This window comes from Agrobacterium vitis, from assembly GCF_013337045.2.
Lineage (GTDB): Bacteria > Pseudomonadota > Alphaproteobacteria > Rhizobiales > Rhizobiaceae > Allorhizobium > Allorhizobium vitis_B.
Window position 1 is genome coordinate 32356 of the sequence record NZ_CP118260.1, and the last position, 25347, is coordinate 57702.

Annotated in this window: 21 protein-coding genes; 12 read left to right on the forward strand and 9 right to left on the reverse strand. The window is 57.0% G+C overall.

Annotation, left to right across the window (positions count from 1 at the left end; genetic code table 11):
- Positions 1-4 precede the first annotated feature (4 nt).
- Together G6L01_RS18165 and G6L01_RS18170 are read right to left on the reverse strand one after the other, a co-directional pair.
- Positions 5-1063: an ABC transporter permease gene (locus tag G6L01_RS18165; protein WP_070163389.1), complete on the reverse strand. Its 1059-nt coding sequence runs from the start codon at positions 1061-1063 to the stop codon at positions 5-7.
- A 16-nt stretch (positions 1064-1079) separates the two neighbouring features.
- Positions 1080-2576, reverse strand: coding sequence for a sugar ABC transporter ATP-binding protein (locus tag G6L01_RS18170; protein WP_070163390.1), 1497 nt, complete (start codon positions 2574-2576; stop codon positions 1080-1082).
- 1530 nt (positions 2577-4106) lie between these two features.
- Between G6L01_RS18170 and G6L01_RS18175 the strand changes: the two genes are divergently transcribed.
- The 7 genes from G6L01_RS18175 (at position 4107) to G6L01_RS18205 (ending at position 11732) form a co-directional block, all read left to right on the forward strand.
- On the forward strand, positions 4107-4436 hold the full coding sequence (locus tag G6L01_RS18175) for a hypothetical protein (RefSeq protein ID WP_070163391.1): 330 nt from the start codon (positions 4107-4109) through the stop codon (positions 4434-4436).
- A 711-nt stretch (positions 4437-5147) separates the two neighbouring features.
- Positions 5148-6257 carry an RHE_PE00001 family protein gene (locus G6L01_RS18180; protein WP_070163392.1) on the forward strand — a complete coding sequence of 370 codons (1110 nt, stop codon included), beginning with the start codon at positions 5148-5150 and terminating at the stop codon, positions 6255-6257.
- A gap of 129 nt (positions 6258-6386) precedes the next feature.
- Entirely contained in the window at positions 6387-7349 is a 963-nt protein-coding gene (gene ytfQ / locus G6L01_RS18185; RefSeq protein WP_070163393.1) for a galactofuranose ABC transporter, galactofuranose-binding protein YtfQ, read from the forward strand.
- 81 nt (positions 7350-7430) lie between these two features.
- Positions 7431-8993 carry a sugar ABC transporter ATP-binding protein gene (locus G6L01_RS18190; protein ID WP_070163394.1) on the forward strand — a complete coding sequence of 521 codons (1563 nt, stop codon included), beginning with the start codon at positions 7431-7433 and terminating at the stop codon, positions 8991-8993.
- A complete protein-coding gene (locus G6L01_RS18195; protein ID WP_070163395.1) occupies positions 8990-10030 on the forward strand; it encodes an ABC transporter permease in 1041 nt (346 codons plus the stop codon). Before G6L01_RS18190 ends, G6L01_RS18195 begins: the two co-directional genes overlap by 4 nt.
- Positions 10027-11007: a galactofuranose ABC transporter, permease protein YjfF gene (gene yjfF, locus G6L01_RS18200; protein ID WP_070163396.1), complete on the forward strand. Its 981-nt coding sequence runs from the start codon at positions 10027-10029 to the stop codon at positions 11005-11007. The genes G6L01_RS18195 and yjfF overlap by 4 nt, the downstream gene beginning before the upstream one ends.
- A complete protein-coding gene (locus G6L01_RS18205; protein ID WP_070163397.1) occupies positions 11004-11732 on the forward strand; it encodes a FadR/GntR family transcriptional regulator in 729 nt (242 codons plus the stop codon). Before yjfF ends, G6L01_RS18205 begins: the two co-directional genes overlap by 4 nt.
- Positions 11733-11802: 70 nt before the next feature.
- On the opposite strand, the gene G6L01_RS18210 is transcribed toward G6L01_RS18205, so the two are convergent.
- Positions 11803-13251 (reverse strand): aldehyde dehydrogenase, encoded by a 1449-nt coding sequence (locus tag G6L01_RS18210; protein ID WP_070163398.1) that lies wholly within the window; start codon positions 13249-13251, stop codon positions 11803-11805.
- An 80-nt stretch (positions 13252-13331) separates the two neighbouring features.
- On the reverse strand, positions 13332-14804 hold the full coding sequence (locus tag G6L01_RS18215; protein ID WP_070163513.1) for an aldehyde dehydrogenase: 1473 nt from the start codon (positions 14802-14804) through the stop codon (positions 13332-13334).
- A gap of 273 nt (positions 14805-15077) precedes the next feature.
- Between G6L01_RS18215 and G6L01_RS18220 the strand changes: the two genes are divergently transcribed.
- Positions 15078-15977 (forward strand): helix-turn-helix transcriptional regulator, encoded by a 900-nt coding sequence (locus G6L01_RS18220; RefSeq protein WP_070163399.1) that lies wholly within the window; start codon positions 15078-15080, stop codon positions 15975-15977.
- 139 nt (positions 15978-16116) lie between these two features.
- Here G6L01_RS18220 and G6L01_RS18225 read toward each other — a convergent pair whose 3' ends face one another.
- The 5 genes from G6L01_RS18225 to G6L01_RS18245 all read right to left on the reverse strand — a co-directional run bounded on the left by G6L01_RS18225 (position 16117) and on the right by G6L01_RS18245 (position 21521).
- Positions 16117-16842, reverse strand: a complete 726-nt coding sequence (locus tag G6L01_RS18225) for a ribonuclease activity regulator RraA (RefSeq protein WP_070163400.1) — start codon at positions 16840-16842, stop codon at positions 16117-16119.
- A gap of 17 nt (positions 16843-16859) precedes the next feature.
- On the reverse strand, positions 16860-18596 hold the full coding sequence (gene araD, locus G6L01_RS18230) for an L-arabinonate dehydratase (protein ID WP_070163401.1): 1737 nt from the start codon (positions 18594-18596) through the stop codon (positions 16860-16862).
- A 43-nt stretch (positions 18597-18639) separates the two neighbouring features.
- Positions 18640-19509 (reverse strand): ABC transporter permease, encoded by an 870-nt coding sequence (locus tag G6L01_RS18235; RefSeq protein ID WP_070163402.1) that lies wholly within the window; start codon positions 19507-19509, stop codon positions 18640-18642.
- Between the two features lie 4 nt (positions 19510-19513).
- Positions 19514-20329, reverse strand: a complete 816-nt coding sequence (locus G6L01_RS18240) for an ABC transporter ATP-binding protein (RefSeq protein WP_070163403.1) — start codon at positions 20327-20329, stop codon at positions 19514-19516.
- Positions 20330-20516: 187 nt separating this feature from the next.
- Positions 20517-21521: an ABC transporter substrate-binding protein gene (locus tag G6L01_RS18245; RefSeq protein ID WP_070163404.1), complete on the reverse strand. Its 1005-nt coding sequence runs from the start codon at positions 21519-21521 to the stop codon at positions 20517-20519.
- A 230-nt stretch (positions 21522-21751) separates the two neighbouring features.
- Between G6L01_RS18245 and G6L01_RS18250 the strand changes: the two genes are divergently transcribed.
- From G6L01_RS18250 to G6L01_RS18265, 4 genes are all read left to right on the forward strand, one after another.
- Positions 21752-22456, forward strand: coding sequence for a GntR family transcriptional regulator (locus G6L01_RS18250; protein WP_139190072.1), 705 nt, complete (start codon positions 21752-21754; stop codon positions 22454-22456).
- 369 nt (positions 22457-22825) lie between these two features.
- On the forward strand, positions 22826-24109 hold the full coding sequence (locus tag G6L01_RS18255; protein WP_070163406.1) for an acyl-CoA dehydrogenase family protein: 1284 nt from the start codon (positions 22826-22828) through the stop codon (positions 24107-24109).
- Positions 24110-24179: 70 nt separating this feature from the next.
- Positions 24180-24779 carry a nitroreductase family protein gene (locus G6L01_RS18260; RefSeq protein WP_081343942.1) on the forward strand — a complete coding sequence of 200 codons (600 nt, stop codon included), beginning with the start codon at positions 24180-24182 and terminating at the stop codon, positions 24777-24779.
- 113 nt (positions 24780-24892) lie between these two features.
- On the forward strand, positions 24893-25288 hold the full coding sequence (locus tag G6L01_RS18265) for a nuclear transport factor 2 family protein (RefSeq protein ID WP_070163407.1): 396 nt from the start codon (positions 24893-24895) through the stop codon (positions 25286-25288).
- The last annotated feature ends 59 nt before the right edge of the window (positions 25289-25347 follow it).

The window sequence follows — 25347 nt, forward strand, 5'->3', positions numbered from 1 at the left end:
GCTGTTATTGTTGCTTGGGTTGAGGCGTGCTGGTTGGTGCCATGCGACCTGAAAGGCTGCGCCGCCGTTGGGCGTAGCCAGCAATACCGATGGCGACCAGCAGGGTGACGCCGTTAAACAATGGCTCGACATAGAAGGACCCGCCAATCTGCTGGATGCCAGCAATGCCGACGGCCAGGATAATCACGCCGATCATCGTCCCCCAGACATTGACGCGGCCAGGCTTGATGGTAGTGGACCCAAGAAAAGCGCCAACCAGGGCCGGGAGCAGATATTCCAAACCAACGCTGGCCTGGCCGATCCGCAGCTTGGAGGCGAGCAGCACGCCAGCCACCGCAGCAAGTGTGCCTGACGTGACAAAGGCACCGATGACGAAGCGGCGAACCGGAATACCATTCAGCGCGGCGGCCTTTGGATTGGCGCCGATGGCGTAGACGTATCGTCCAAGTGGTGTGTATTCGAGCACCAGCCACATCACCACTGCCAGCGCCAGAACATAGAAGCCGGTAATTGGCAGGCCGAAAACCATGGTGCCATTCAGGCTGTAAAAACCTTGCGGCAACATGCCAACCACCTGTCGCCCGCCGGTATGCCAAAGCGCGATGGCGTAGAGCACGGTGCCTGTGCCGAGGGTAGCAATGAAGCTGTCGATCTTGGCGACTTCGACCAGGAGGCCGTTGAGAAAGCCGGTAAAGGCACCGAGCGCAATGACGACCAGCACCGCGACTGGCCAAGGCAGGCCGAACATGGTTTGCAGGCTGATGGCCAGGACGTGCCAGAGCACGATGCCATAGCCAATGGTGAGGTCAATGCGTCCGGCGGCCATGGGGATCATGGCTGCCAGCGACAGGATGGCGATGATCGTTTTGTCGGAGATAATCGAGCGTAGGTTCAGAACGGTCGGAAAGGTCTGCGGCAAGAGAATGGAAAACAGCAAGATCAGCCCCACGGTCAATATGACGAGACCGTAAACAGGTAACAGACGCTGGATTTTCTGCGCTGTGCTCATGCCGGAAAGCTCGGCTCGCGTTGGCTCCAACGCGTTGGATTCGATGGATTGCATTGGTTCTCTCCCAGGTTCAGGCCGCGTCCGAGGCGGAGGCTGCGGCGATCACCGCTTCTGTGGTTAGGTCCGGCCCGCTCAATTCTCGTAGGATCTGGCCGCGAGAAAATACCAGCGCCCGCTGGCAGATATGGGCGATTTCTTCAAAATCGGTGGAGACCACCAGAACGGCCAATCCGCCTGCGACGGCCTCTGCGATCAGGCGATAGATGTCGGCTTTGGCGCCAACATCGACACCGGCGGTCGGATCTTCGGCCACCAGCAGGCGACGGCCTGTCGCCAGCCAGCGACCCACCACGACTTTTTGTTGGTTGCCGCCGGAAAGTGCTTCTATGGCAAGGCTCTGGTCGTTGGGCCGCAAGCCGACGCTCGCGCCAATCGCATAGGCTTGCGCGGCTTCCTTGGCAGGGGTCAGAAAGGAAAGGAGACGGCGGCCCGAAGCGGCAGGATTGATGAAGGTGTTTTCCCGCAGGCTCAAGGACATGGCGACCGACTCTTCTGTTCGGTCTCGGGCGATCAATCCGATCCCGCTTGCCATGGCTGTTGAGGGGTTGGTGAGATCGACAGGGCGGCCGGAAATCGTAACGGTGCCTGAGGCGGGCTCGGCGCCGAACAGTGCGCGACCGACCATTTCATGACCCGCGCCACGCAGCCCGACAAGTCCGAGCAATTCACCTTGGCGGATGTTGAAATTGACCGGCCCTGCCCCGTGGGAGGCAAGATTTCTGACGGTGACGATGGCGGGTCCTGCAGGACTTGTGCTCTTGGTGAAGAGCTGGTCTGCCTTGCGCCCGACGATCATTCTGATCAATTCGTCAGGCGTTGTTTGGTTTACGGGCTTTTCACCAACCAGTTGTCCGTCCCGTAAGACGGCGACGCGGTCGGCGATGCGGAAGATTTCATCAAGGCGATGTGAGACATAGATCATCGCCACGCCACGTTCTTTTAATGGGCGGATCGCGGCAAAGAGTTTTTCGACCTCATCAGCCGGTAGGCTGGCGGTCGGCTCGTCCAGTACGAGGACGTGGGCTTCGACGGCGAGCGCACGGGCAATAGCCACCAATGACTTTTCTGTCCGTGTCAGGCTCTGGATACGTGTGGAGGCATCGAAGTTGCAGCCGACGAGCGCAAGGGCTTCGGCGGTCCGCTGTTCGGTTTGTTTCCAGTTGATAAGGCGGTTGCGTAGTGAATACCCTTGGGCAAGGCCGACATTTTCGGCAACGGTCATCCATTCTATCAGTCCGAGATCTTGATGAATGAAGGCAACAGGCTGGCGCTGGTTTGGCTTTGGTGGCCGGTGGTTATAAGTCTCTCCACGAAATCTGATTTCACCGGTGTCTGGCTTGTAAATACCTGCGAGGGTCTTGATCAGGGTAGATTTTCCAGCACCGTTTTCGCCGAGCAGGGCGAGGATTTCACCTGGCCGCAGGTCAAGAGAGACGTTTGACAGGGCGCGTGTTCCGCCGAAGGTTTTTGTGATCGCACAAAATTCCAGTAGTTTTTCGTCGACCATTGTTACTCCTCCCAAAGTCACAGAAACCTAGCGTATGTTATCGATAACATGTCGTCAAGTGACGTTCTGCGGAGCACTTAAAGGTAGATTTCGAGGAGGGGTTACGTTAGGTAGTGAAGGTATATCGACAACCTATACGCGAAAATAAATGTTCATTGGCTAGGAGGGATCAATCTCTGTTTGCCGAAGGGCAAACTGAAGCAAGTGTCCCTAGGAAGGTATTGGTTTAATTTGCCAACCACGAAAGCTTCGGCCTCTCTTCGCCAAGAACCTTTGTGGCTGTTTCGCCGTCGTGTCTTGCTTGCGCAGATTGTGCGCTGGGCTAAGAGGTGCTGCGATAAGGGGGGCGAGCCGATAGGTTTTGCGAAGGCTTTCGGTCTTGCACGGTTTATTTTCAACAAGCCTATGGGGAGAACAGGGGTGCCTTGATGAGGGTGAGCTTTGACATGAAGGTGATGTTGTCAGTTGGTTTTCAGTATGTCGTCGCTAGGGAGGCGGGAGTGTTGGTGCGTTGAATATTGGTGGGCATTTTAGCGGTCGTCGAAGATCTAAATACGCATAGGTCGTGCTTCTCTTTATTATTGTCGTCTTATTCGTTTGGGGCAGAACTCAGCGCGCTAGTTTTTGTCACCGGGGCTTTAACGTCGTTCTTGCGATGACGTTTGTGTTTAACGCGTGAGATGCTTCGATCTTGTTGTGGGTTCATTGCTCCTGACGTTATGGATAGTTTCCTCTTCGCTGTCCTGCCCTGCCCCATGGTCTTGTTGGCTACAGGTTGGAATATCATGGTCGAGTTTTTGTGATTTTGCGGCCGTTAATTTTTCTGGTCCTTGCTCGTTTGCCTGCAGTGTGTCGAGATTCTTAGCGGTGAAGGGTTCCTTTTAAACAGGCTCTTATGGGGAGGCTTTATTCTATGGCGTAATGGTTCGCCTAAACGAGTGCGCTGCTAAGGACGTTTGGACTTCGCGTGCTTCTATTGCCCGAGCGGAGATTTCGACCTTCTGGAAATTAGAGAATGTCATTCGCTTTTTGTCTTGCAGAAGGCGCCTTTTTAAGGCGGCGGTTCTTGCGCTGTTGACAGCTGTCAACGCCAGAAAATGCACGACGTTGACAGCTGTCAACAGTGATCTTCTTTCTGCCGTAACGTAAATAAACGGACCTCGGCGATGTAATGAAGCGGATATCCTTGGGGAGTTCTAGTTGAAAAGATGCGACGTCAAAGGCTGCCATTCACTCTAGGCGTTCCGCATAGCATTGGGTGTGTGGCCTAGGCGTGTGCACAAACTAAAAAATGGTTGGTAGCGCAAAATTCACCACTTCTTTACTCCTGGCAGTGCATAACTCAGCCAAGCGCGAAATGTAGTGCGTACGCGCGGTTTTCTTCTGAGCATAAGCAGTTGGCTTCTAAGCTCCAGCATATTGCTCCTTTTCCTCCACGATAAAACATCCCGAGTTTTTTAAGGTCTGCCTCGACTTTGCCATGCGAATCGTGTCAGCGCACTGCTCCAATAAAAAAACAGGAGTGGGTCCATGGCTCGTTTCGATCATGAAGACCAACTGGCCGATATTATGCGGCAATTTTTCGAAGCGCGTGATGCAGCGCGTGCCTTGCGGGTTCGTCTGGAAACTCAGCGACGGGAGATGGGTGTGTCGGTCGCCGCGTTTTATGATCCTCGCAGCAATCCGGTCTATGCCGCAGATATTCTCCGTCATCTCGATTTGCGCCAAAGTCAGGCAGATCTTCTTCAGGCTGCTGAAAGGAAAGTCACGGGTCCGTCGGCAACGGAGAATGATGACGATCAAAACGGGGTGGTTGCTTCGCTTTTTTCTCAGGACGATGAAAATCTCAGTGCTAAATAGTAAACCAGATTAGCGAAGGAATCCGCTTGGCCCAGCGATCTCAAATCATATCATTGCAATTCGCTTTCAGTCTCGCGTGGTTCAAGATGCAGCAGCATAGTGCGTGTGAAAGCCGCATCATACTGTAGGCGCTATAGGCGCATTCGGACTAGGAAGAAGCCCTTCTTTAATCTTATAGCTGACCTGTAAGAGCGCTGAGGATTTCCTGCGTCCCTTATCACGCCATCTAAGATTTCGCTGTTGTCATGGCGGCAAGGGTAGCTGGTTAGGGTAGGGAGCTATAAATCATTTCGCAGCTATGATGGAGGGTCTGCTTTGACCCCAAGAAACCAGGATCGCCCAATGCAATTCATAGGTTTCCAGTGAGCGGATAATCGATACCTTAAAATGGATCATGCTCGCGAAGCGATATAAACACCCTACTGCATCACTCATGGTTCTCTGTTTTTACTCGTTTCCATGAGGTGAAATCCATTACGGAAAGGTAGGATTTATTCTGCCTTTAGCGTAATCAACATGAAAAGGTGTAGACATGTGTTTTTCACCATTGCCTGGTGAAAAGCGAAAATGGGCTTTCCATCCGATGCCAGTTGTGGCATAATTAGACAATAACAACGTCGGGACGCTAAATTTCTTGGATTTTGGCAATCTACCTGACGAAAGCTAATGTCCCCTTCCCTTTCATTGCCTCATTCGTGTAACGTAAATTCAATGCGTTACGTGATCGATTCATTGCCCTGGAAAAAGCTTGTTCTGCCGCTCGCGGCGGCAGGCGAAGCAATTGTGCGTCTGGATGAGCGTGCTGCTCGCTCGGCTGTCGGAAGCGGATTGCGTGAGCGGCTACATTATGCCGATGCCATTGCCTCGTTATGGGTGGATGGCGAATTGGTTCATATGGAAGATCTGGTCTTTCATGATGCCCGAATGGACACACGCACGCCCACCCATGAACTGACCATCGCCCATCTGATTTTGCGCAGCCGTCGAGAACTTGTTCAGCATGAGCCTTCCTGGGCGTTCAGCGCGTTGGGTTTGCTGCGGCTTCGTGGCCGTGACCATTGGCTCTCGCAGGAGATGGCGCTGCCCGTACCGCAGTCCACTCCCATGCATGAGGATCCCGTTACGCAAAACAGCGTCGACGATGCCTTTCAAGCAGAACTGGATCGCTTCGATGCTGTTTTGAAGCGAAGCGAAACCGTACTCGATGACGTCGGCAAGATGCGGTTGCGACCGCGTGCCGAAGATCCTCAGTCCGTGGTTTATGATCCTGATTGGAATGAGGAGGGGCGGCTTGCGGAATGGCAGACGTTGCTTGGCGATGTTCAGGCGCTTCCTCCTGTGCTTGCCGCAGCCTGCCTGTTGGATGCTTGGCAGAGCCAGGAGGTCAGCGAGCATAGTCCCTGGCTTGGTCGTCTTTTGGCCGCCGCTTATTTGCAAAAGGCCGGTGTGGCGCAATTCCATCTTCCGGCACTATCGGTCGGATTGCGGGCTGTGCCGCGTGAACAGCGCCAATCTCCTAACCGCACCCAGCGTCTGCTCGCCATTCTTGAGGCATTCGAAAAAGGCGCGCAATTGGGCTTGAAGGAACATGACCGTTTGATATTGGCCCGGGGCAATCTGGAACGGCGGACTATTGGCAAGCGCGGTTCGTCAAAGCTACCCGACCTGATCGATCTCGTCTTGTCGCGTCCACTCGTATCGGCGGGGCTGGTCGCTAAGTCTCTGGAGGTCACGCCGCAAGGCGCGCTTGGCCTGATCCGGCAATTGCCGCTGCGCGAATTGACCGGACGAGGGCGTTATCGTGCCTGGGGTATTCTGTAATTGTGCAGCGGAAAGTCTATGCTGCAATGCAACATATATAATACTACTAATCAGCTTTACAGCTCTCATATTTCTGCTTATGAATTTAAGCAGACGTCATGGAGGTGACGTTTTTTTGGGAGGACATCCATGAATAAGCTTTGCAAACTCGCGCTTGGCGTGAGCATGACGGCACTTGCCTGCTCGTCAGCTGTGGCTGCCAATCTGACGGTTGGTTTCTCGCAGATCGGTTCGGAATCCGGCTGGCGCGCGGCGGAAACATCGGTCACCAAGATGGAAGCCGAAAAGCGCAAAATCACCTTGAAATTCGCCGATGCCCAGCAAAAGCAGGAAAACCAGATCAAGGCGATCCGTGGCTTTATTGCTCAGGGCGTCGATGCCATTCTCATCGCACCAGTTGTTGCGACCGGTTGGGAAGACGTGTTGAGCGAAGCCAAGGAAGCCAAGATTCCCGTGATCCTGCTGGACCGTGGTATCGATGCGCCTAAAGACCTTTATCTGACATCGGTCGCCTCCGATCAGGTCAAGGAGGGCAAGGTTGCCGGCGATTGGCTGGTGAAGTCCGTCGGAGACAAGCCCTGCAAAGTCGTCGAGCTTCAGGGCACCGTCGGCTCCACACCGGCCATCAACCGCAAGAAGGGCTTTGAAGAGGCGATCAAGGGCCATTCCAATATCTCCATCATCCGCAGCCAGACTGGCGATTTCACCCGCGCCAAGGGCAAGGAAGTGATGGAAGGCTTCCTCAAGGCGGAAAATGGCGGCAAGGACATTTGCGCCATGTATGCTCATAATGATGACATGGCAGTCGGTGGTATCCAGGCAATCAAGGATGCCGGTCTGAAGCCGGGCAAGGATATCAAGGTCGTCTCCATCGATGGCGTTCCGGATATTTTCCAGGCCATGGTGGCTGGTGAGGCCAATGCTTCTGTCGAACTGACCCCGAACATGGCCGGACCGGCATTTGACGCTCTTGCCGCTTACCTGAAGGATGGCAAGCAGCCGGAAAAATTCATCATCACCGAATCCAAGCTCTACACTCCCTCGGATGATCCAAAGGGTGAATACGAGCGCCGCAAGGGCTTGGGCTACTGATATCCAAACGAGACCGCGTCCGGCGCATACCTGTGCCGGACGCGGATTGCTCTTTATCGACAGGCAGAGCCGGGTGAAACGATGACGATCAGCCAACAGGCGGTGCTGGCCGCGACGGCCATTACCAAGACATTCGGCGCGCATGTCGCCTTGCACACTATCGATATCGCCTTCCGTCCGGGTGAGGTCCATGCGTTGCTGGGCGAAAATGGTGCTGGCAAATCGACACTGATCAAGATCCTGACCGGCGCTTATACGCCTGATGGCGGGACCGTGCTTGTCGATGGCGCACCTATGAGTTTTTCCACCCCGCAGCAGGCCCAGGCAGCCGGCATTGGCACGGTCTATCAGGAGGTCAATCTCCTGACGAATATGACGGTGGCCGATAATCTCTTCATCGGGCGCCAGCCGCGCCGTTTCGGTCTGGTCGATCATCGCACCATGGAGCGTGAAGCGCGCCGCATTCTTTCCGGCTACGGTCTGGACATCGACGTTCGCGCCGAATTGGCGACCTTTTCCGTCGCGGTACAGCAGATCATTGCCATTGCCCGCGCCGTGGAGCTTTCCGGCAAGGTGCTGATCCTGGATGAGCCGACGGCAAGCCTAGACCGTTCCGAAGTGCTGAAGCTTTTCGAGATCGTCCGAGGCCTGAAGGCGAGGGGTCTTGCCATCGTCTTCATCACCCATTTTCTGGATCAGGTTTTCGAGCTATGCGACCATGCCACCGTATTGCGCAATGGAAAGCTGGTCGGCAGCCAACCGATCGACACCCTGAACCGGACGACCCTGGTCAGGATGATGCTGGGCAAGGACTTGTCCCTGCATCACGATGCCGTCGCCGGGATCGAGGCAGAGGTTGGGGAAAGCCTCATGCAATTTACCGGCTACGGGCTGGACGGCAAGGTGCAGCCTTTCACGCTCACCATTCACAAGGGTGAGGTGATCGGCGTGGCCGGATTGCTCGGTTCGGGGCGCACCGAAATGGCCCGGCTGATGTTTGGCATCGACTCCGCCGACAAGGGTGAGCTTACCCTGAATGGAGCGTCGTTCAAGATCCGCTCGCCGCGTCAGGCCATCGATCTTGGCTTTGGTTTCTGCCCGGAGGATCGCAAGGCCGATGGCATTTTCGGGGATCTCTCTGTTCGGGAAAACATTATCATCGCCATGCAGGCCAAGCTCGGCTGGTTGCGCACGCTGAGCTACGACGAGCAGATGGAAATCGCCGGGCAATTCATCGAGGCGCTGGACATTCGCACCGCGTCTGCCGAATTGCCGATCAAGCTTCTGTCTGGCGGCAACCAACAGAAGGCTATTCTGGCCCGCTGGCTGGCAACCGATCCGCGCTTCCTGATCCTTGACGAGCCGACCCGGGGTATCGATGTCGGAGCCCATGCGGAAATCGTCCGGATGATCAGCCGCCTGCGGGAGGACGGTCTGGCGCTGATCGTCATTTCGTCAGAACTGGACGAGGTGGTGAGCTATTCATCGCGGATCGTCGTCATGCGGGACCGGGCCATGGTGGCCGAACTGCATGGCGCTGATATCGCCCCTGACGTTATTGTTCAGACGATCGCCGCCCAATCCAACACGCCCCAATCCAACTTACCTGGTCAGCCTGCCCATTCCGAAGGCGCATTCTCATGAAAATTCGCTCCATGTCGTCTTTCTTGAAGCCGCAATTTGCAGCGCTCATCGCCGTCCTGCTGTTGAACTGGATGGTATTTCCCGGCTTCTTCGATATCGCCTGGCGCGATGGCCGCTTGTTCGGCAGCCTGATTGATGTGCTCAATCGTGGCGCACCGGTTGCCATTCTCGCCATCGGCATGACTGCCATCATTGCAACACGCGGTGTCGATCTTTCCGTCGGCGCGGTCATGGCCGTGGCGGGTGCCGTGGCCGCCACCTGCGCCGTTGCAGGCCAGCCCTTGGTGGTGACCTTGGCAGCAGCGCTTGCCGTGGCGCTCGCTTGCGGCATCTGGAATGGCCTGCTGGTTGCCTATCTCGGTATCCAGCCTTTTGTGGCGACGCTGGTGCTGATGGTGGCGGGCAGGGGGCTAGCGCAATTGGTCACATCCGGCTCGATTGTCACCTTCAGCGATCCGGCTCTGATTTTCGTGGGAACTGGATCACTGCTTGGCTTTCCGATGCCGGTGGTGATTGCCGTGGTGCTGATGCTGTCAGCCCATATCTTCATGCGCCGCACCGCCATTGGATTGTTTATCGAGGCGATCGGCACCAATCTTTCGGCGGCAAATTATACCGGGCTTCGCAGTCGCGCGCTGATTCTTGGGGTTTACGCTTTTGGCGGTCTGTGCGCGGGTATCGCCGGCACCATCGCCGCTGCCGATATTCGCGGCGCTGATGCCAACAATGCCGGGCTATGGCTGGAGCTGGATGCCATCCTTGCTGTCGTTATCGGCGGCACGTCGCTTCTGGGTGGTCGATTTTCCATTCCGATGTCGGTTCTGGGCGCAGTGATCATTCAGGCGATGAATACCGGCATTCTGGTTTCAGGACTGCCGCCGGAATTCAATCTCATCGTCAAGGCCAGTGTGATCATCATCATCCTGGTCCTGCAATCGGACCGCGTCAGCGAACTGGTCAGTTTCTGGAAACACCGGCCCGCCGTCTTGCCCAAAAACACTCAGGCTAAAATCCAGGCTTCGGAGAAAACAGGATGAACCCGCGCTATCGGCCGCTTGCTGCCACGACCCTGATTTTCATCGTCGCCTATACGCTCTGTGTCATCAGCTATCCCGGCATGTTTTCAACCCGTGTCCTGGGCAATTTCCTGACGGACAATGCATTTCTGGGCATTGCTGCTGTTGGGGCGACCTTCGTTATCCTGTCGGGCGGGATCGATCTGTCCGTCGGCGCCGTCATTGGGTTGACAGGCGTTATCACCGCCCTGCTGATCAGCCATGTGGGGCTTGATCCGATTGTGGTCTTTCCACTGGTGCTGGTGCTTTCGGCCTGTTTCGGCGCGGTGATGGGGGCGGTTATCCATTTCCTGAAGGTGCCGCCCTTTATCGTCACCCTAGCGGGGATGTTTCTGGCGCGAGGCATCGCCTCGGTTTTGACCCAGGATAGTATCCCCATCGATCATCCGATCTACCGCACCATTTCGCAGGCCTATTTTCGCCTGCCCGGCGGAGGCCGGTTGAGTGCCATCGGTTTGTTGATGCTGGCGGCGTTTCTGGTTTGCGGCTTTATCGCTCATCGCACCCGGTTCGGTTCCTATGTCTATGCGATTGGAGGCAATCCCGTTTCGGCGGCGCTGATGGGGGTGCCCACCGGGCCGGTGACGATTGGCATCTATGGCCTTTCCGCCTTCCTGTCCGGCCTGGCAGGCATCGTCTATTCGCTTTATACCTCAGCTGGCTATCCACTTGCAGCGGTTGGCATCGAGCTTGACGCCATCGCGGCGGTAGTGATAGGCGGCACACTGCTGACTGGAGGATATGGTTTTATCTTCGGCACTTTGATCGGCGTCATGCTGCAAGGGCTGGTGCAAACCTATATTGTTTTTGAAGGCACGCTTTCCAGTTGGTGGACGAAGATTGCCATTGGTGCTTTGCTGTTTATGTTCATTCTGTTGCAGAAGCTGGTATTTCACGCCGGAAGTGGACGGACGAGGACGAAAAAGGCGTCTGCATGATCGAACCAGGCAGCCTGCTTCGCTCCCTTTCCGGGCGGATCACGGCGCGCAATTTCCACTCTCACGTCATCAACGAAATCGGAGCGGGCGTTATTTCCGGACGCTTTGCGGTTGGCTCCATCCTGCCCAACGATGCTGCCCTGATGGACGAGTTCAGCGTTTCGCGCACCGTGCTGCGAGAGGCGTTGAAGACGCTGGAAGCCAAGGGCCTGGTGGAAGCCCGGCCCAAGGTCGGCACCAAGGTTGCTAAGAAAAGTCGCTGGAACCTCTATGATCGACAGGTGTTGGCTTGGTGTCTCGAAACCCAGCCGGATGGTGAATTTTTGCGCGGGCTTGACGAGGTACGGCGCTCTCTGGAGCCGCTGGCGGCAAGTGATGCTGCAAGCGATCATACCTGTGACCAGATCCGCCTGATGCATTATTGGCTGCGGCAGATGGAGCTTGCCCTGGATGAGCCGCAAAGCTTCAGCTTGGCCGATTTCGAGCTGCACAGGATCATAGCCGAGGCATCCAGCAATCCGTTCCTGCGGGCGTTGCAGGGCGTGATCGAACTGTCGCATGCGCTCGCTTATTTGCCCGCCGTGCGCGACGGTAAGGTTTGCGATCTTAGCTCTGTGCTGCAAAGCCACCGGGCTCTCGTCACGGCCATTGAGCGCGGCCTTGCCGAAGAGGCAGCAGCGGCGATGATCGGCACTATCGAGCAGGACCACGCACGGATGTCGTAATGTGTCCACTCAGGGGGGGATGGCATGCATTTTTGACAATGCATGCCATCTTGTCATTCAATCCAACAGATCAGAACGGGTAATGCTGGTTCGGATCTTCGATTGTGATCCAGCGCAGGTCGGTGAATTCGTTGATTGCCGCCTTGCCGCCAAACCGTCCGTAGCCGGAGTTTTTCACGCCGCCAAACGGCATTTGCGCCTCATCGGCAACGGTCGGGCCGTTGATATGGCAAATGCCGGCTTCGATACGGGCCGCAATCGCCAGGGCGCGCTGGATATCGCGGCTGAAAATTGCTGAGGACAGACCATATTCGCTATCATTGGCGATGCGGATGGCCTCTTCCTCGTCCTTGACCCGGATGACCGGTTTTACGGGGCCGAAGCTCTCTTCGTCAAAGCTGCGCATTCCAGCCTTGACGTGGTCGAGAAGCGTTGCTTCCACCACGCTGCCCGTGACCTTGCCGCCAGCGGCGAGGGTTGCGCCCTTGCCGACGGCATCATCGATGAATTCCTGCATCTTGATGGCGGCCTGAGGATTGACCAGCGAGCCCAGCACGACATGGCCGCGCGGATCGCCAGCGGGAAGCGAGGCAGCGCGGGCCGCCAGCTTTGCGACGAATTCGTCGGCAACCTTTTCATGGACGATCAACCGCTCCGTGGACATACAGATCTGGCCCATGTTCATGTAGCAGCCAAACACCGCCGCATTGACGGCAGCATCAATATCGGCATCCTCAAGCACCAGAAAGGGTGCTTTTCCGCCCAGTTCAAGCAGAGCGGGCTTCAGGTGGCGACCACACAATTCGCCGATGATGCGTCCGACCTTGGTCGAACCGGTGAAATTGACACGGCGTACTTCCGGTGCGCTCACCAGCGCCTCCACCACCTGGGCGGCATCTTCAGGCGCATTGGTGATGACGTTGATGACGCCATCCGGCAGACCGGCCTCGACCAGCACCTGGCCGATCAGGACATGGACGCCGGGGCAGGCTTCGGACGCTTTCAGGATGACGCTGTTGCCGCAGGCAATCGCCATGGCAATGGCGCGTGTGCCGAGAATGATCGGTGCGTTCCAAGGCGCAATGCCAAGGCAGACGCCTGCTGCCTGGCGCACCGCCATGGACAATGTACCGGGCTTGTCGGAAGGGATGACTTCGCCTTGGATCTGGCTGGTCATGCTGGCAGCTTCTCGCAATATGCCAGCGGCAAGCATGGTATTGAAGCCGGCCCAGGGACCGGTCGCACCCGTTTCCGTGATCATCAGCGCGGTGAAATCTGCCGCTTTTGAGGCCATGATATCGGCTGCTTTCAGCAGCAGTGCACGCCTTTCGCCGGGGCCGGTGCGCGACCAGGCGGGAAAGGCCGCCTGGGCTGCGGCAATCGCTGCCTTGACATCGTCCAGGCCGGAGGCCGGGGCGCGGGAAGCAACCTCGCCATTGAACGGATCGATCCGGTCGAAGGTCTTGCCCGACAAGGCTCCGACTTTCTTGCCACCAATGATTTGCTGGATTTCGTGCATGTCTTCTTCCTCCACGTGTGTGCGACCCCTGTCGCAGTTTTTTGTTGGTATGCCTGGGTAATTATGCGGAAGTTGCGCGTTCAGATCGGATATTTCGCCGGCCCTGATGCAAGGCTCACCCACCGCAATTCGGTAAATTCGTCCAGCGCCGCCTCTCCGCCGAACCGGCCATAGCCGGAGGCCTTGACGCCTCCAAACGGCATGAACGGATCGTCTGCCACGGTGGCGCTGTTGATATGCAGAATGCCGGTTTCCACCCGCTGTGCGACGTCGAGGGCGCGGTGCAGGTCGCGGCTGAACACTGCGCCGGATAGGCCGTAATCGCAATCATTGGCGGCGGTCACGGCCTCGTCGGCGTCAGCGACGCGAATGATCGACACGACCGGACCGAAACTTTCTTCACGGTAGAGCCGCATGCCGGGCAGGACATGATCGACAACAGTGGCATCCATCAACGTGTCGTGAACGCGCCCGCCTGCCAGGACATGCGCGCCCCTGGCAACGGCATCGTCGATCATGCTGGCAATTCTCCGACCGGATTCCATCGAGATCAATGAACCCAGCGGTGTCAGGCCGAGGGCCGGATCACCGGCCTTGACGGTTTTCGCTTTGCTGACGAACAGCGACAGAAACTCATCGGCGATGGCATCGACGAGAATGATCCGCTCGGTGGACATGCAGATCTGGCCCTGATTGAAAAAAGCGCCAAACGCGGCGGAGTGGGCGGCCTGTTCGAGGTCGGCATCATCAAGCACGATCAGCGGCGCTTTGCCGCCAAGTTCCAGCAGGCAGCGCTTTAAATGGCGGGCGGCGATTTGCGCAACGATCCTGCCGACCCGGGTCGAGCCGGTGAAATTGACCCGGCGAACAACGGGATGGGCAATCAGGGTCTCGACAATCACTGCTGCATCGGCAGGCGCATTGGAGATGATATTCAAAACGCCATCGGGCAGACCGGCTTGCTGGAGCAGATCACCCAGCAACCGCTGCGTGGCGGGTGCCAATTCCGAGCTTTTCAGGATCACGCAATTGCCGCAGGCCAGTGCCAGGGCAATCGAGCGAACGGCAAGCAGGATTGGTGCGTTCCAAGGCGAGATGGCAAGGCAGACGCCAGCCGGTTGGCGCAATGAAAAGGACGTTCCAGCGACCAAATCATCCGGGCAAATCGATCCCGGCACATGCAAGGCCATGGCGGCGGCATCCTGAAAGATCTTTGCGCCATAGTCGATGTTGAATCGGCACCAATCAAGGGTGGCTCCCGTTTCGGCCATCATTGTCCGGGTGAAAATCTCGGTCGCTTCGATCAGCAGGGCGGCCGCCTGTTCCAAAATATCCTTGCGCATGGCGCAAGGTGATGTTGACCACTCCGGAAAGGCAGCAGCGGCGGCAAGCGCCGCATCTTCGGCATCTGCAAGACTTGCGGCGGCAGCCACAGTGACGATCTGTGCGCTCAGAGGATTGGCTCTTGTAAAGACCTTGTCTCCTTGCGCGTCGACGGACTTTCCTCCGATCAGCAAGGAGGCTGCAAACGGCGTGGGGTTGCCATTTGTCATCTCCATCCAGTGCAGGCTGGACTTTTCAGGTGCTGCGGACCGCTCCATGGCCATATGCAATGCCTCCTCCCAAAGGCCTGTTCCCGACAGCGTTTTCACCATTGATCCGAAACAGCTTGTTTCACGCTGTTTTTCTGGAATTCTTCATGGTGAGAAAATCCGTCAGACATGTATTGCGGGCAACTCTAACGATTTGCGCGGAAAGAAGAATGTAGATATCTGGGTTCTGATTGTCGATTTCTGGTCAATTGCCGCAATTTGGAGACTGTCCCAATGGTGGAGGAATTCGCGCTGATGCGGCGGGTCTGGGGGCAGAGCCTGGAGCCAACGCTTTCACAACGTACACTCGGCATCGGCAACCATCCCTATCGTTGGTTTACCCATCTGGTCTTCATTCGGCTGGGTACGGTCAGGCTTGGCGCGGGCGACACTGCGGGAGTGCTGCAAGGCCCATGCCTGCTGCTGCTACCATCTTCGGAACTGGCAAGGCTGCGCCTTTCTGCCGGCTCCTGCGGCCATGTCATTGGCGCGGCCATGGATATTATCGGCGATGCCATCGGGGATTATCCGGAATCCCAGCCGATTAGACTGTTCATCGCAACGACAACGATCATGACAGGACTGTCGCCGCAGCAGGTAAGCGGACTGGAACCGCATATGCGTGGTCTCATCGACGAGTTGAACCGGGATGGACAGCCTTCGCATATGGTGGTGTCAGCCTATCTTCGGCTGTTGATCAACTGGGTCTGGCGCCACACTATGCCTTCCGGGCCAGCCGCATCGCTCTCTTCCGGCGGCGCTGCGCCCATCCTGCATCAATTCCGGCAATTGGTGGAGGCGGACTATCGTCATCACCGGCCTGTTGCTGATTATGCCGCTCGCCTGGGGATATCGACGGACCGTCTGCATGCGCTTTGCCGCAAACATCTCGGACGAGCGCCGATTGAGCTTGTGCATGAGCGGCTGGCGCAGGAAGGCCGTATCCGGCTGGAGCGTTCCGATAGCAGCGCGCGCGACATTTCAGAAGCGCTCGGTTTTCGTGATCCCGCTCATTTCAGCCATTTCTTCAAACGGAAGACCGGCCTTTCCCCGGCAGCCTACCGTCGCATGGTCCGGCAATCATCGGCAAATCCTGGCCTCGGGACCAATATGGACTATCACGACTGGCCCTGATTACCGTATTTTGTGCAATTTTCTTGAGTTGCTGGAAACAGCTGGAGAGCATTTCAGTGTTTATATTAAACACTGAAATGCTCTCTCTTCGTTTTAGGTATTTCTGGACGCCAAACTGGAAAAAAATGGCGGGAATAATTTAGCGCCCATGTTCCTTGCGCCAGGCCTCGTATTTTTGCTGGTGTTCGTCTTTCGTGCAGGGGTACAGGCCGATAATGACCGCACCGGCCTTCACCTGTTCCAGGACGAAATCCTCGTAGCTTTCCATGTCGGTGCATTCGTCGGCCAATTCGTCTGCCAGATGGGCGGGAATGACCATGACGCCATCGCGGTCGCCAACCAGCACATCGCCCGGAAATACGGCGACATCGCCGCAGGAGATCGGTACGTTGATATCGATGGCCTCATGCAGAGTCAGATTGGTCGGCGCCGATGGTTTTGCATAATAGGCGGGCATGTCGAGGGCACCAATCCCTTCCGCATCGCGAAAACCGCCATCGGAAACCACGCCTGCTGCTCCACGCAACGCCAGACGGGTGATAAGGATCGAGCCTGCGGTGGCGGCACGGGAGTCCTTGCGCGCGTCCATCACCAGCACATGGCCGGCAGGGCAAATTTCCATGGCGACACGTTGTGGATGCTTCTGATCTCGGAAAACGGTGATCGGATTGCGGTCCTCGCGTGCCACGATATAGCGCAGCGTAAACGCCTGGCCGACCATGGTTTCGGCCTTTGGCGCCACCGGCACGACGCCTTGAATGAACTGGTTGCGCAGGCCGCGTTTAAACAACGCGGTGGCAATCGATGCGGTCGAGATCTTCTTGTATTTGGCGCGGGTCGCGTCGCTCAGCACATAGTCTGTCATCGTAGGTCCTTTTTTGCTTAATAGATATCCGGCTCACCAGCCGATTTGCCGAAGCTGGTTTCAAGAAAATCGAAATCGCAGCCCTTATCGGCCTGCGTCACATGACGGGAGAACATCCAGCCATAGCCGCGTTGAAAATGCGGTTCCGGTGCCGTCCATGCCGCCTTGCGGCGGGCGAGTTCCGCGTCATCGACCAGCATGTCGAGGCTGCGATTGGGAAGATCCAGCCGCACGATGTCGCCGGTCTGCAACAGCGCCAGCGGGCCGCCGATATAGCTCTCGGGCGAGACATGCAGCACGCAGGCGCCGTAGGATGTGCCGGACATGCGGGCATCCGAAATCCGCAGCATGTCGCGGTGGCCCTGTTTGATCAGCGCTTTGGGGATCGGCAGCATGCCCCATTCAGGAAAGCCCGGCCCACCCAGCGGTCCGGCATTGCGCAGCACCAGAACATGATCGGGTGTTACGTCGAGATGTTCATCGTCGATGGCCTTCTTCATCTCTGGATAGCTGTCGAATACCAGGGCCGGTCCTTGGTGGACGTGAAATTTCGGATCGCAGGCCGCCGGTTTGATGACAGCGCCTGTCGGGCAGAGATTGCCCCGCAACACGGCGAGCGAACCTTGATGATAGACCGGATTGGATAGCGGCCGGATGACGTCGTCGTTATAGACCTCCGCACCCTCGAGATTTTCGCCCATGGTTTTCCCGGTGACGGTCAGGGCTGAAAGGTCAAGCCGCTCCTCGAGTTGCTTCATCAAGGCGCGCAGGCCGCCCGCATAAAAGAAATCCTCCATCAGGTAGTCCTTGCCGGACGGGCGGACATTGGCGATCAACGGTGTCACACGGCCCAGCGCATCAAGATCGTCGAGGGTGAGATCGACACCGGCACGGCGGGCCATGGCAATCAGGTGGACGACGGCATTGGTGGAACAGCCGGTGGCCATGGCGACGATAGCGGCGTTGCGGCAGGCGGCGTCGGTGATGATCTGGTCCGGTGTCAGGTCTTCCCAAACCATCTCGACGATGCGGCGGCCACAGGACGCCGACATACGCTGGTGATTGGCATCGACCGCGGGGATCGAGGAGGCACCGGGCAGGGTCAGGCCCATGGCATCGGCGATTGCCGTCATGGTCGAGGCCGTACCCATGGTCATGCAGGTGCCTGCGGAACGGGCGATACCGCCTTGAATGCCCAGCCATTCCGCATCGGAAATATGTCCGGCGCGCCGCTCGTCCCAATATTTCCAGGCATCCGAACCGGACCCCAGGATCTTGCCGGCATAATTGCCGCGCAGCATCGGGCCGGCTGGTAGGTAAATCATCGGCACGCCAGCCGAAATCGCACCCATCACCAGACCGGGGGTCGTCTTGTCGCAACCGCCCATCAGCACCACGCCGTCGAGCGGATGCGAGCGGATCATTTCTTCCGTCTCCATCGCCAGCATGTTGCGGTAGAGCATGGAGGTTGGCTTGGTGAAGCTTTCATCGACGGACAGCGATGGCATCTGGACCGGAAAGCCACCGGCCTGGGTGACACCGCGCTTCACGTCCTGAACCCTCTCCTTGAAATGGGCGTGACAGGTATTGAGCTCGGACCAGGTGTCGAGGATACCGATCACTGGCTTATCGCGGAAATCTTCTTCCGCGTAGCCGAGCTGCATCATGCGGGACCGGTGGCCGAAACTGCGCAGATCGTCGGGGGCGAACCAGCGGGCGCTGCGCAGCGTTTCAGGGTTTTTCTTGCTTGTCATGGAACTGACCTTCTGCGGGGGCGAAAGCGGAATGCGGCAAGTGCTATTCCTTCATGCCCCATTTCTGGATTGTGTGGCGCTCGATCGTCTGGAAGACCAGATTTTCGACGATCAGGCCGATAATGATGACGGTCAGCAGGCCTGCAAACACTGCGGGAATATCCAGCAGATTGCGGTTTTCGAAGATGAACCAGCCAAGGCCGCCCTGTCCCGAGGAGACACCGAACACCAGTTCGGCAGCTATCAACGTGCGCCAGGCAAAGGCCCAGCCGATTTTCAGGCCGGTGAGGATCGAAGGGAAGGCCGCCGGAACCAGGATGCGCAGCACATAGGAAATGCCGGTCAGGCCGTAATTGGCGCCGACCATGCGCAACGTGCGCGATACGCCGAGAAAGCCGGAATGCGTATTCAGAGCCACGGCCCATAGGACCGAGTGAACCAGCACGAAGACCAGGCTGGAGGCACCGAGCCCGAACCAGATCAACGCCAAAGGCAGCAGCGAAATGGCTGGCAGCGGGTTGAACATCGCTGTCATGGTTTCCAGAAAATCGGTGCCGATGCGGGTATTGATGGCAAGCACCGTCAGCAGCGCGGCAAGCACCGTGCCGACAGTATAGCCCATGAACAGGACTTGCAGCGTCGTCCAGATGCGGGCGGGCAGGGTGCCGTCGGCAAAGCGGTCGGTCAACGTCACCAATGTGTCGCTCAAGGTGGGAAAAAGCAGCGGATTATCGAGAAAGGAGGCATAGACCTGCCAGATGACTGCCAGAACCACGATCAACAGCGTCTTGCGCAAGGCACTGATGCCCCACAGCGTTTCAAAGACGCTCAGTTTTTGTTCGACCGGCTTGATATTGTCATAGGGCTTGGCCGCCGCGACATCGGCGGCAAGGATGATGTTTGGGGACAGCATGGTTCTATTCCTTGTGACCGGGTTCGTTGGAGAACAGCAGGTTATGGATGTCGCGCTCCAAAGCTGCGGCGCTGCCATCCGCTTGGCTCACCTTGTCGACATCGACAACCTCGGCCTTCACCCGCCCTGGATGCGGTGACAGCAGCAGAATGCGGTTGGAAATCTTGATCGCCTCGGCAATCGAATGGGTGACGAAAATCACGGTGAATTTGGTGTCTTCCCAAAGCTGAAGCAATTCGTCCTGCATCTGCCGTCGGGTCAGCGCGTCGAGTGCGGCGAAAGGCTCGTCCATCAACAGGATATCCGGCTGCATGGCCATGCCACGGGCAATTGCCACGCGCTGCTTCATGCCGCCGGACAGCGTATGAGGGTAGCTGTTGACGGCCCGGGTCAGCTTGACTTTGTCGATATAATGGCGGGCCAGTGCCTCGGCTTCGGGCCTTGGCATTTTACGGGCGACGAGAAGCGGGAACATCACGTTTTCCAGCACGGTCTTCCAGGGCATCAGCTGGTCGAACTCCTGGAACACCATCATCCGGTCCGGTCCCGGGGCTTTCACTTGGCGGCCATTGATATGGATCGTGCCGGAGACCGGCGTCATATAACCGCCAACGGCTTTCAACAGCGTCGACTTGCCACAGCCGGACGGGCCGAGCAGCACGAAGCGGTCGGATTCCCGCACATCGAAACTGACATCCTCGGTGGCGGTAATCAGCAAATTAGGCGTTTTGTAACGCAGCGTAACGCGATCAACGGAAAGAAGCGGCGCTTTTTCGGGGGCCGGCGCAAGGCGCTCAGCGGCAGCGGTTGCCTGCATCATGATAGTCACTCCCTAAAGTCCTTCAGATCCTTATTGAACCGGGCAGACTCTCGATCTCTGTGGTGTCGGTTGTTTTTCGGGAAGGTCGAACTCAACGTCTTCCGGCATATCAGGGTCGGGGAACCCGATGCCTGACAAGCGGGAGCAAGTGCAGCGGCAGGCGATGCCGCTGCAGGGGCTATGAGGCTCAATTCCCGTTGAGATAGGCGCTATCGGGCAGATAATAATCGGTCCAGGCCTTCGGCATGGTCTTGAGCGTACCGACCTTATGGAGATGCGTGGCAAATTTCATCGTGCCTTGTGGATCGGTGCGCCACTCGTCCATGCCGGGTTCCTTCATCATGACCATCAGGTCATCAAGGCTGGTCTTGTCGCCTGACACGGTTTTGTAGGCTTCAAGTGCAGCCTTCGGATCTTTCTTGATAAAGGCGATGGCCTCTTCCGTTGCGACCCGCAACGCCTTGACCAGCTTCGGGTTTGCCTCGGCAAAACTGGTGGTGGTGAAGAATGTCGCCTGGGTTAGCGCTCCGCCGATGATTTCGCGGGAATCCGTCACCTTGTGGACGCCGGGCTGCTTTAACTCGACATATTGGAAGGGCGGCGCGGAAAAGTGGTTCTTGACCTCATGCTTTGAATTGGCAATTGCCGCCAGCGCATCCGGATGACCAAGCTGCACAGTGTTCTTGTCGAATTTCTTGACCTGATCGTCGCCATAAAGCTTGGCCGCCGCCATTTGCAGCAGGATCGCCTGGGTCGAGACGCCGACGGTCGGCACGGCGATTTTATCGCCATCCTGGATATCTTTCAGTGTTTTGATGCGCGGGTCGTTGGAGACCATGATTACTGGCTGGGCCGAACTGGTGATAATCCCCTTCACCTTGCCGCGGGTGCGATCCCACAAAAGCAGAAGATTGCCGGTGCCGGTATTGACGACATCGACATTGCCGGCCAGCAGCGCATCGGTCTGCGCGCCGCCACCGCTAAAGGTGCGCCATTCAACGGTAATGCCTTGAAGACCTTCGGCTGCCGCTTGTTTTTCGATGAGCTTCTGGGTCTCCATCACATGGCTTGCGAGGTAAAGAATCCCAGGCTGGCGGGTGATAGACAGGGTGGTTTTCTCCTGTGCCTGGCTTGGACAGGCCAATCCCAAAGCAAGGGCAATGGCGGTCACTCCGCCGATAAAGAAACGCATGATTCTCCTCCCAAGGATGCAGGTTTAACGCTTTGCAGCGGGAAACAGGATCGCTTCATCATGCTCGCCCTTTGTTGCGCATCAGATGTTCCGAAAACCGGTTCCCATTTTTCAATTCGATGTTTGACGCTTGCCGCTCTCTCTCCCAAAGCGGGTAAATGCATTGAAGCACTAAAACATCAGTGCATCAACCCCGAATATGTGCTCTAGTGTTTTTAACGGCGACATGGATGGATGGGTGCATGAACGGAACGATCAGGAGCGGACAATTGGACCGCTCGCGACAGGTGGCATTACAGGTTCATGAAATCCTGCGCGACAGGATCCTGAAGGTGCAATTGGTGCCGGGCACGATCTTGTCGCGCGCCTCGTTGCAACTGGAATTCGGCGTGAGCCAGACACCGGTGCGCGATGCGCTGATGCGCTTGCAGGAAGAGGACATTGTCGAAGTCTATCCGCAATATGCAACGGTCGTTGCCAAGATCGATATCGATCACGCCAGACAGGCGCAGTTCCTTCGGCTATCGATCGAACTCGAAGCGGTCAGACGCCTGACCGAAGAGGCGCCGGACGAGACCGCCAAGGAGTTGGGCGCTATCCTGGCCAGTCAAAAAGAAGTGGCCACGCAAGCGACCTATGACACTTTTGATGGCATAGACCGCGAGTTTCACCGTAAACTTTATGAGAAGAGCGGCATTCTACAGCTATGGGCAAATGTGCGACGACAAAGCGTCCATCTCGACCGGCTGCGGCGTCTCAACCTGCCGATGCCCGGCAAGATGCAGACCGTACTCGAGGATCATGAAGCGATTGTTGCAGCGATTGCATCTGGCAATCCTGAGGCTGCCGCCTCGGCGCTTAGAAAACACCTGTCGGGTACACTTTCGATCATCGATCTCATCAGCGCGGAATATCCGGATTATATTCGCAAGTGAACGCTAAGCCATACTCTTTTCAGCCCTTCGCCAACGCCCTGCGGAGCGCTTTACGACTTGCCGGTCGCTCCGTGTCATCGCTGACGTTTTTTCCGACACTGAGAAAATTGCGACATCGCCTTTAGGCAGCGGCATTTCGCGATCTGTAACCGGATTGACCGGAGCCGACCGCCCTGATGTCTGTGGCGATGATGTACAGCCTATAGGCGTTAAATTTGAAGCCTCAGCTCATTGTTACATGGCATCTGTAACCTCTCGTGACTTTTGCAGGCGGTGGCGAAAGCCCATTAGTCACGCATTAAAACAGGCGACAGCGTTGTTTCAATGAGGATTGAGAGCATCGCATGTCACCGGGCAGGGAGACATTCTATGAATTTGGCATCTGCGCCTCGGCATGAGGAAAACGCCCGGCAACCTTACGCAGCTGTGTCTGTTGGTCCAAGCGAGGCAGGACAGATCATGCGCGACAAAGTGCTGGCGCTGGTGCCTTTGATCCGACGCGAAGCCGAAGCCGGTGAGAAATTGGGTGCAATGACGCCTGCTGTCGTCAATGCACTGAATGAAGTCGGATTTTTCAAAATCACCTTGCCCCGCGAATATGGTGGCTATGGGTTTGGCGCCCGTGACATTGCCGAGGTTGTTGGGGCCGCGGCGACCGGAGATGGCTCGACAGCCTGGTCAGGCTTTGTCTCGGTTGGCCTCAGAAACGCATTTGTTTTTGATGAGCAAACTGTTTCCGAATTGATGGCGGATGCTGGCTCCTGGGTGGGGCCTCTCATGGTCGGCGCATCGGTCTTCTCGCAGATTGTCGGCGATGCAAGACTGGTCGATGGCGGTTTTATGGTCCGCGGCAAGTGGAGCTTCGGCAGCGGTTGCAAACACGCGAAATGGGCATTTGTCGGAATCCAATGGGAAGAGGGGGGCGTTCCTCACCGCGGGATCGCCCTGCTTTCCCGGGACCAGTATGAAATTGTCGACGATTGGCATGTCATGGGTCTTCAGGGTACATCGAGCAACAGTATCACCGCCCCTGATGAAGTATTCGTACCCACGCGCCGCACGATGGCTTCGGCTGAGATGCCGATCCGCCTCGCGAAAATCCGCAATCGGTTCGAGGGGGTCGGCTACCAGACCGGTGCCTTTGGAATGATGTTGACGGTGACCATTTCCAACGTGGCGATCACGCTTGGCATGGCAAAAGGCTGTTTGCAGGAGTTTTCTCAGCAGGCGAATGCCCGCAAGCCCTTTAATCTTCCCTATGACACCGTTGCGCAAACGCCTTCGACCCAGGTTGTTGCCGGACGGGTGAACGCAATGATCAATGCAGCGGAAACACTGATCCATGGTGTGGCCGATGAAGTGGACAGGCGAGCGGCTTCCGGTCGCGATTTCGAGCCGCGCGAAGAGTCTTTGAATACCATGAACCTGGTGTTTGCTGCCCGCCTGTGTGCAGACGCTATCGATATGATGCAAATCTGCCTCGGTTCCTCGACGGTCACATTGAAGAATCCTATTCAGCGGTTTGCGCGTGATGCACGCGTTCTTATCTCGCACGGGGCTATCCGTCAGGATCCGGCTGCCGAAATCGCCGGCCGGCACGTGCTGGGCCTGCCACCCTTCAATATGTTCGCGGGCGGTCTTCCGCAAAAATAACAGCGACGAACTCTGCGCATCGGCTGATCGTGGCGCAGTGCTGTGTCAATAGTCCAAGGAGAATACTCAGGTGTCCATTTCTTCAAATAATCGCTCTTCGGATTACGATATCGATCAGATTTTTCTGGATCGCTGGTCTCCTCGGGCGCTTGATCCCCAGGCAATGTCAGAGGAAGATCTGATGACGATTTTGGAGGCGGCTCGTTGGGCGCCGTCCTCATTCAATGCCCAGCCCTGGAGATTCATTTACGCGCAGCGCGATACGCCGGAATGGCAGAATATTTTCGGTCTGCTCGCGCCGATGAACCAGGCGTGGGCATCGCGTGCTTCGGTACTGGTGGTGATTGTTTCTGCAAATACAGCGATCATGCCAATGCAGACTGAGCCGGTTCCCTCTTACAGCCATTCCTTCGACGCAGGCGCTGCCTGGGCCTATCTTGCACTGCAAGCAACGCGTCTCGGCTGGTATGCTCATGGCATGGCTGGGTTCGATGTTCCACGCAGCTACGAAGTGCTTGGGGTCCCAGACAGCTTCCGGGTTGAAGCCGTCATCGCGATCGGCAGGATCGGCGACAAGAGCTTGTTGCCACCACCTCTGCAGGAGCGCGAGCAGCCAAACGGGCGCCGTCCGCTCCAGGAATCAGCGATGAAAGGACGTTTCGTCGGCTGAAAGGCTCGTCTCTCTGTCGAGTGAGATATGCGCAGCAGCGCCAGTCTTGGTCAGTTGCTGCGCATTTAAATTTTTACCAACCCACTCTCAAATGACATCGATTGGGGTATGCCATGAGCGAAGATCGCACCACTGCCAACAAACGCCTGGTGCTTGACTTCTTCCGCTGTGTCTTCGAGGCGCGCAACCCGGACGCCGCGCGCGATTTCGTTACCGAGGATTATATCCAGCATACCGATCAACTTCCGAGTGGCTTGGCTGCGCTGGAAGCGTTTGTTCGCAATATTTTTCCCGACGGCCCGGTGCCGACACCACCCCAACTCCAGCATCCGCCGGAATTTATCGTCGCAGAAGGCGACATGGTGGTTCTGTCGGCCCTCATGCCTCAGCCTGATCCAGAGCACCCCGGTGAGATGTGCTTGCGGTATGTTTTCAACGCGTTCCGCATCTCTGATGGAAAGCTCGCCGAGCATTGGGGAAGCGCCGGTAAGGTGCATCGATCCGTCTAAGGCCGCGATCCTATCGTTTTCACCGATTGGTCATGACGTGCTGGTTCTCAATGAGACAC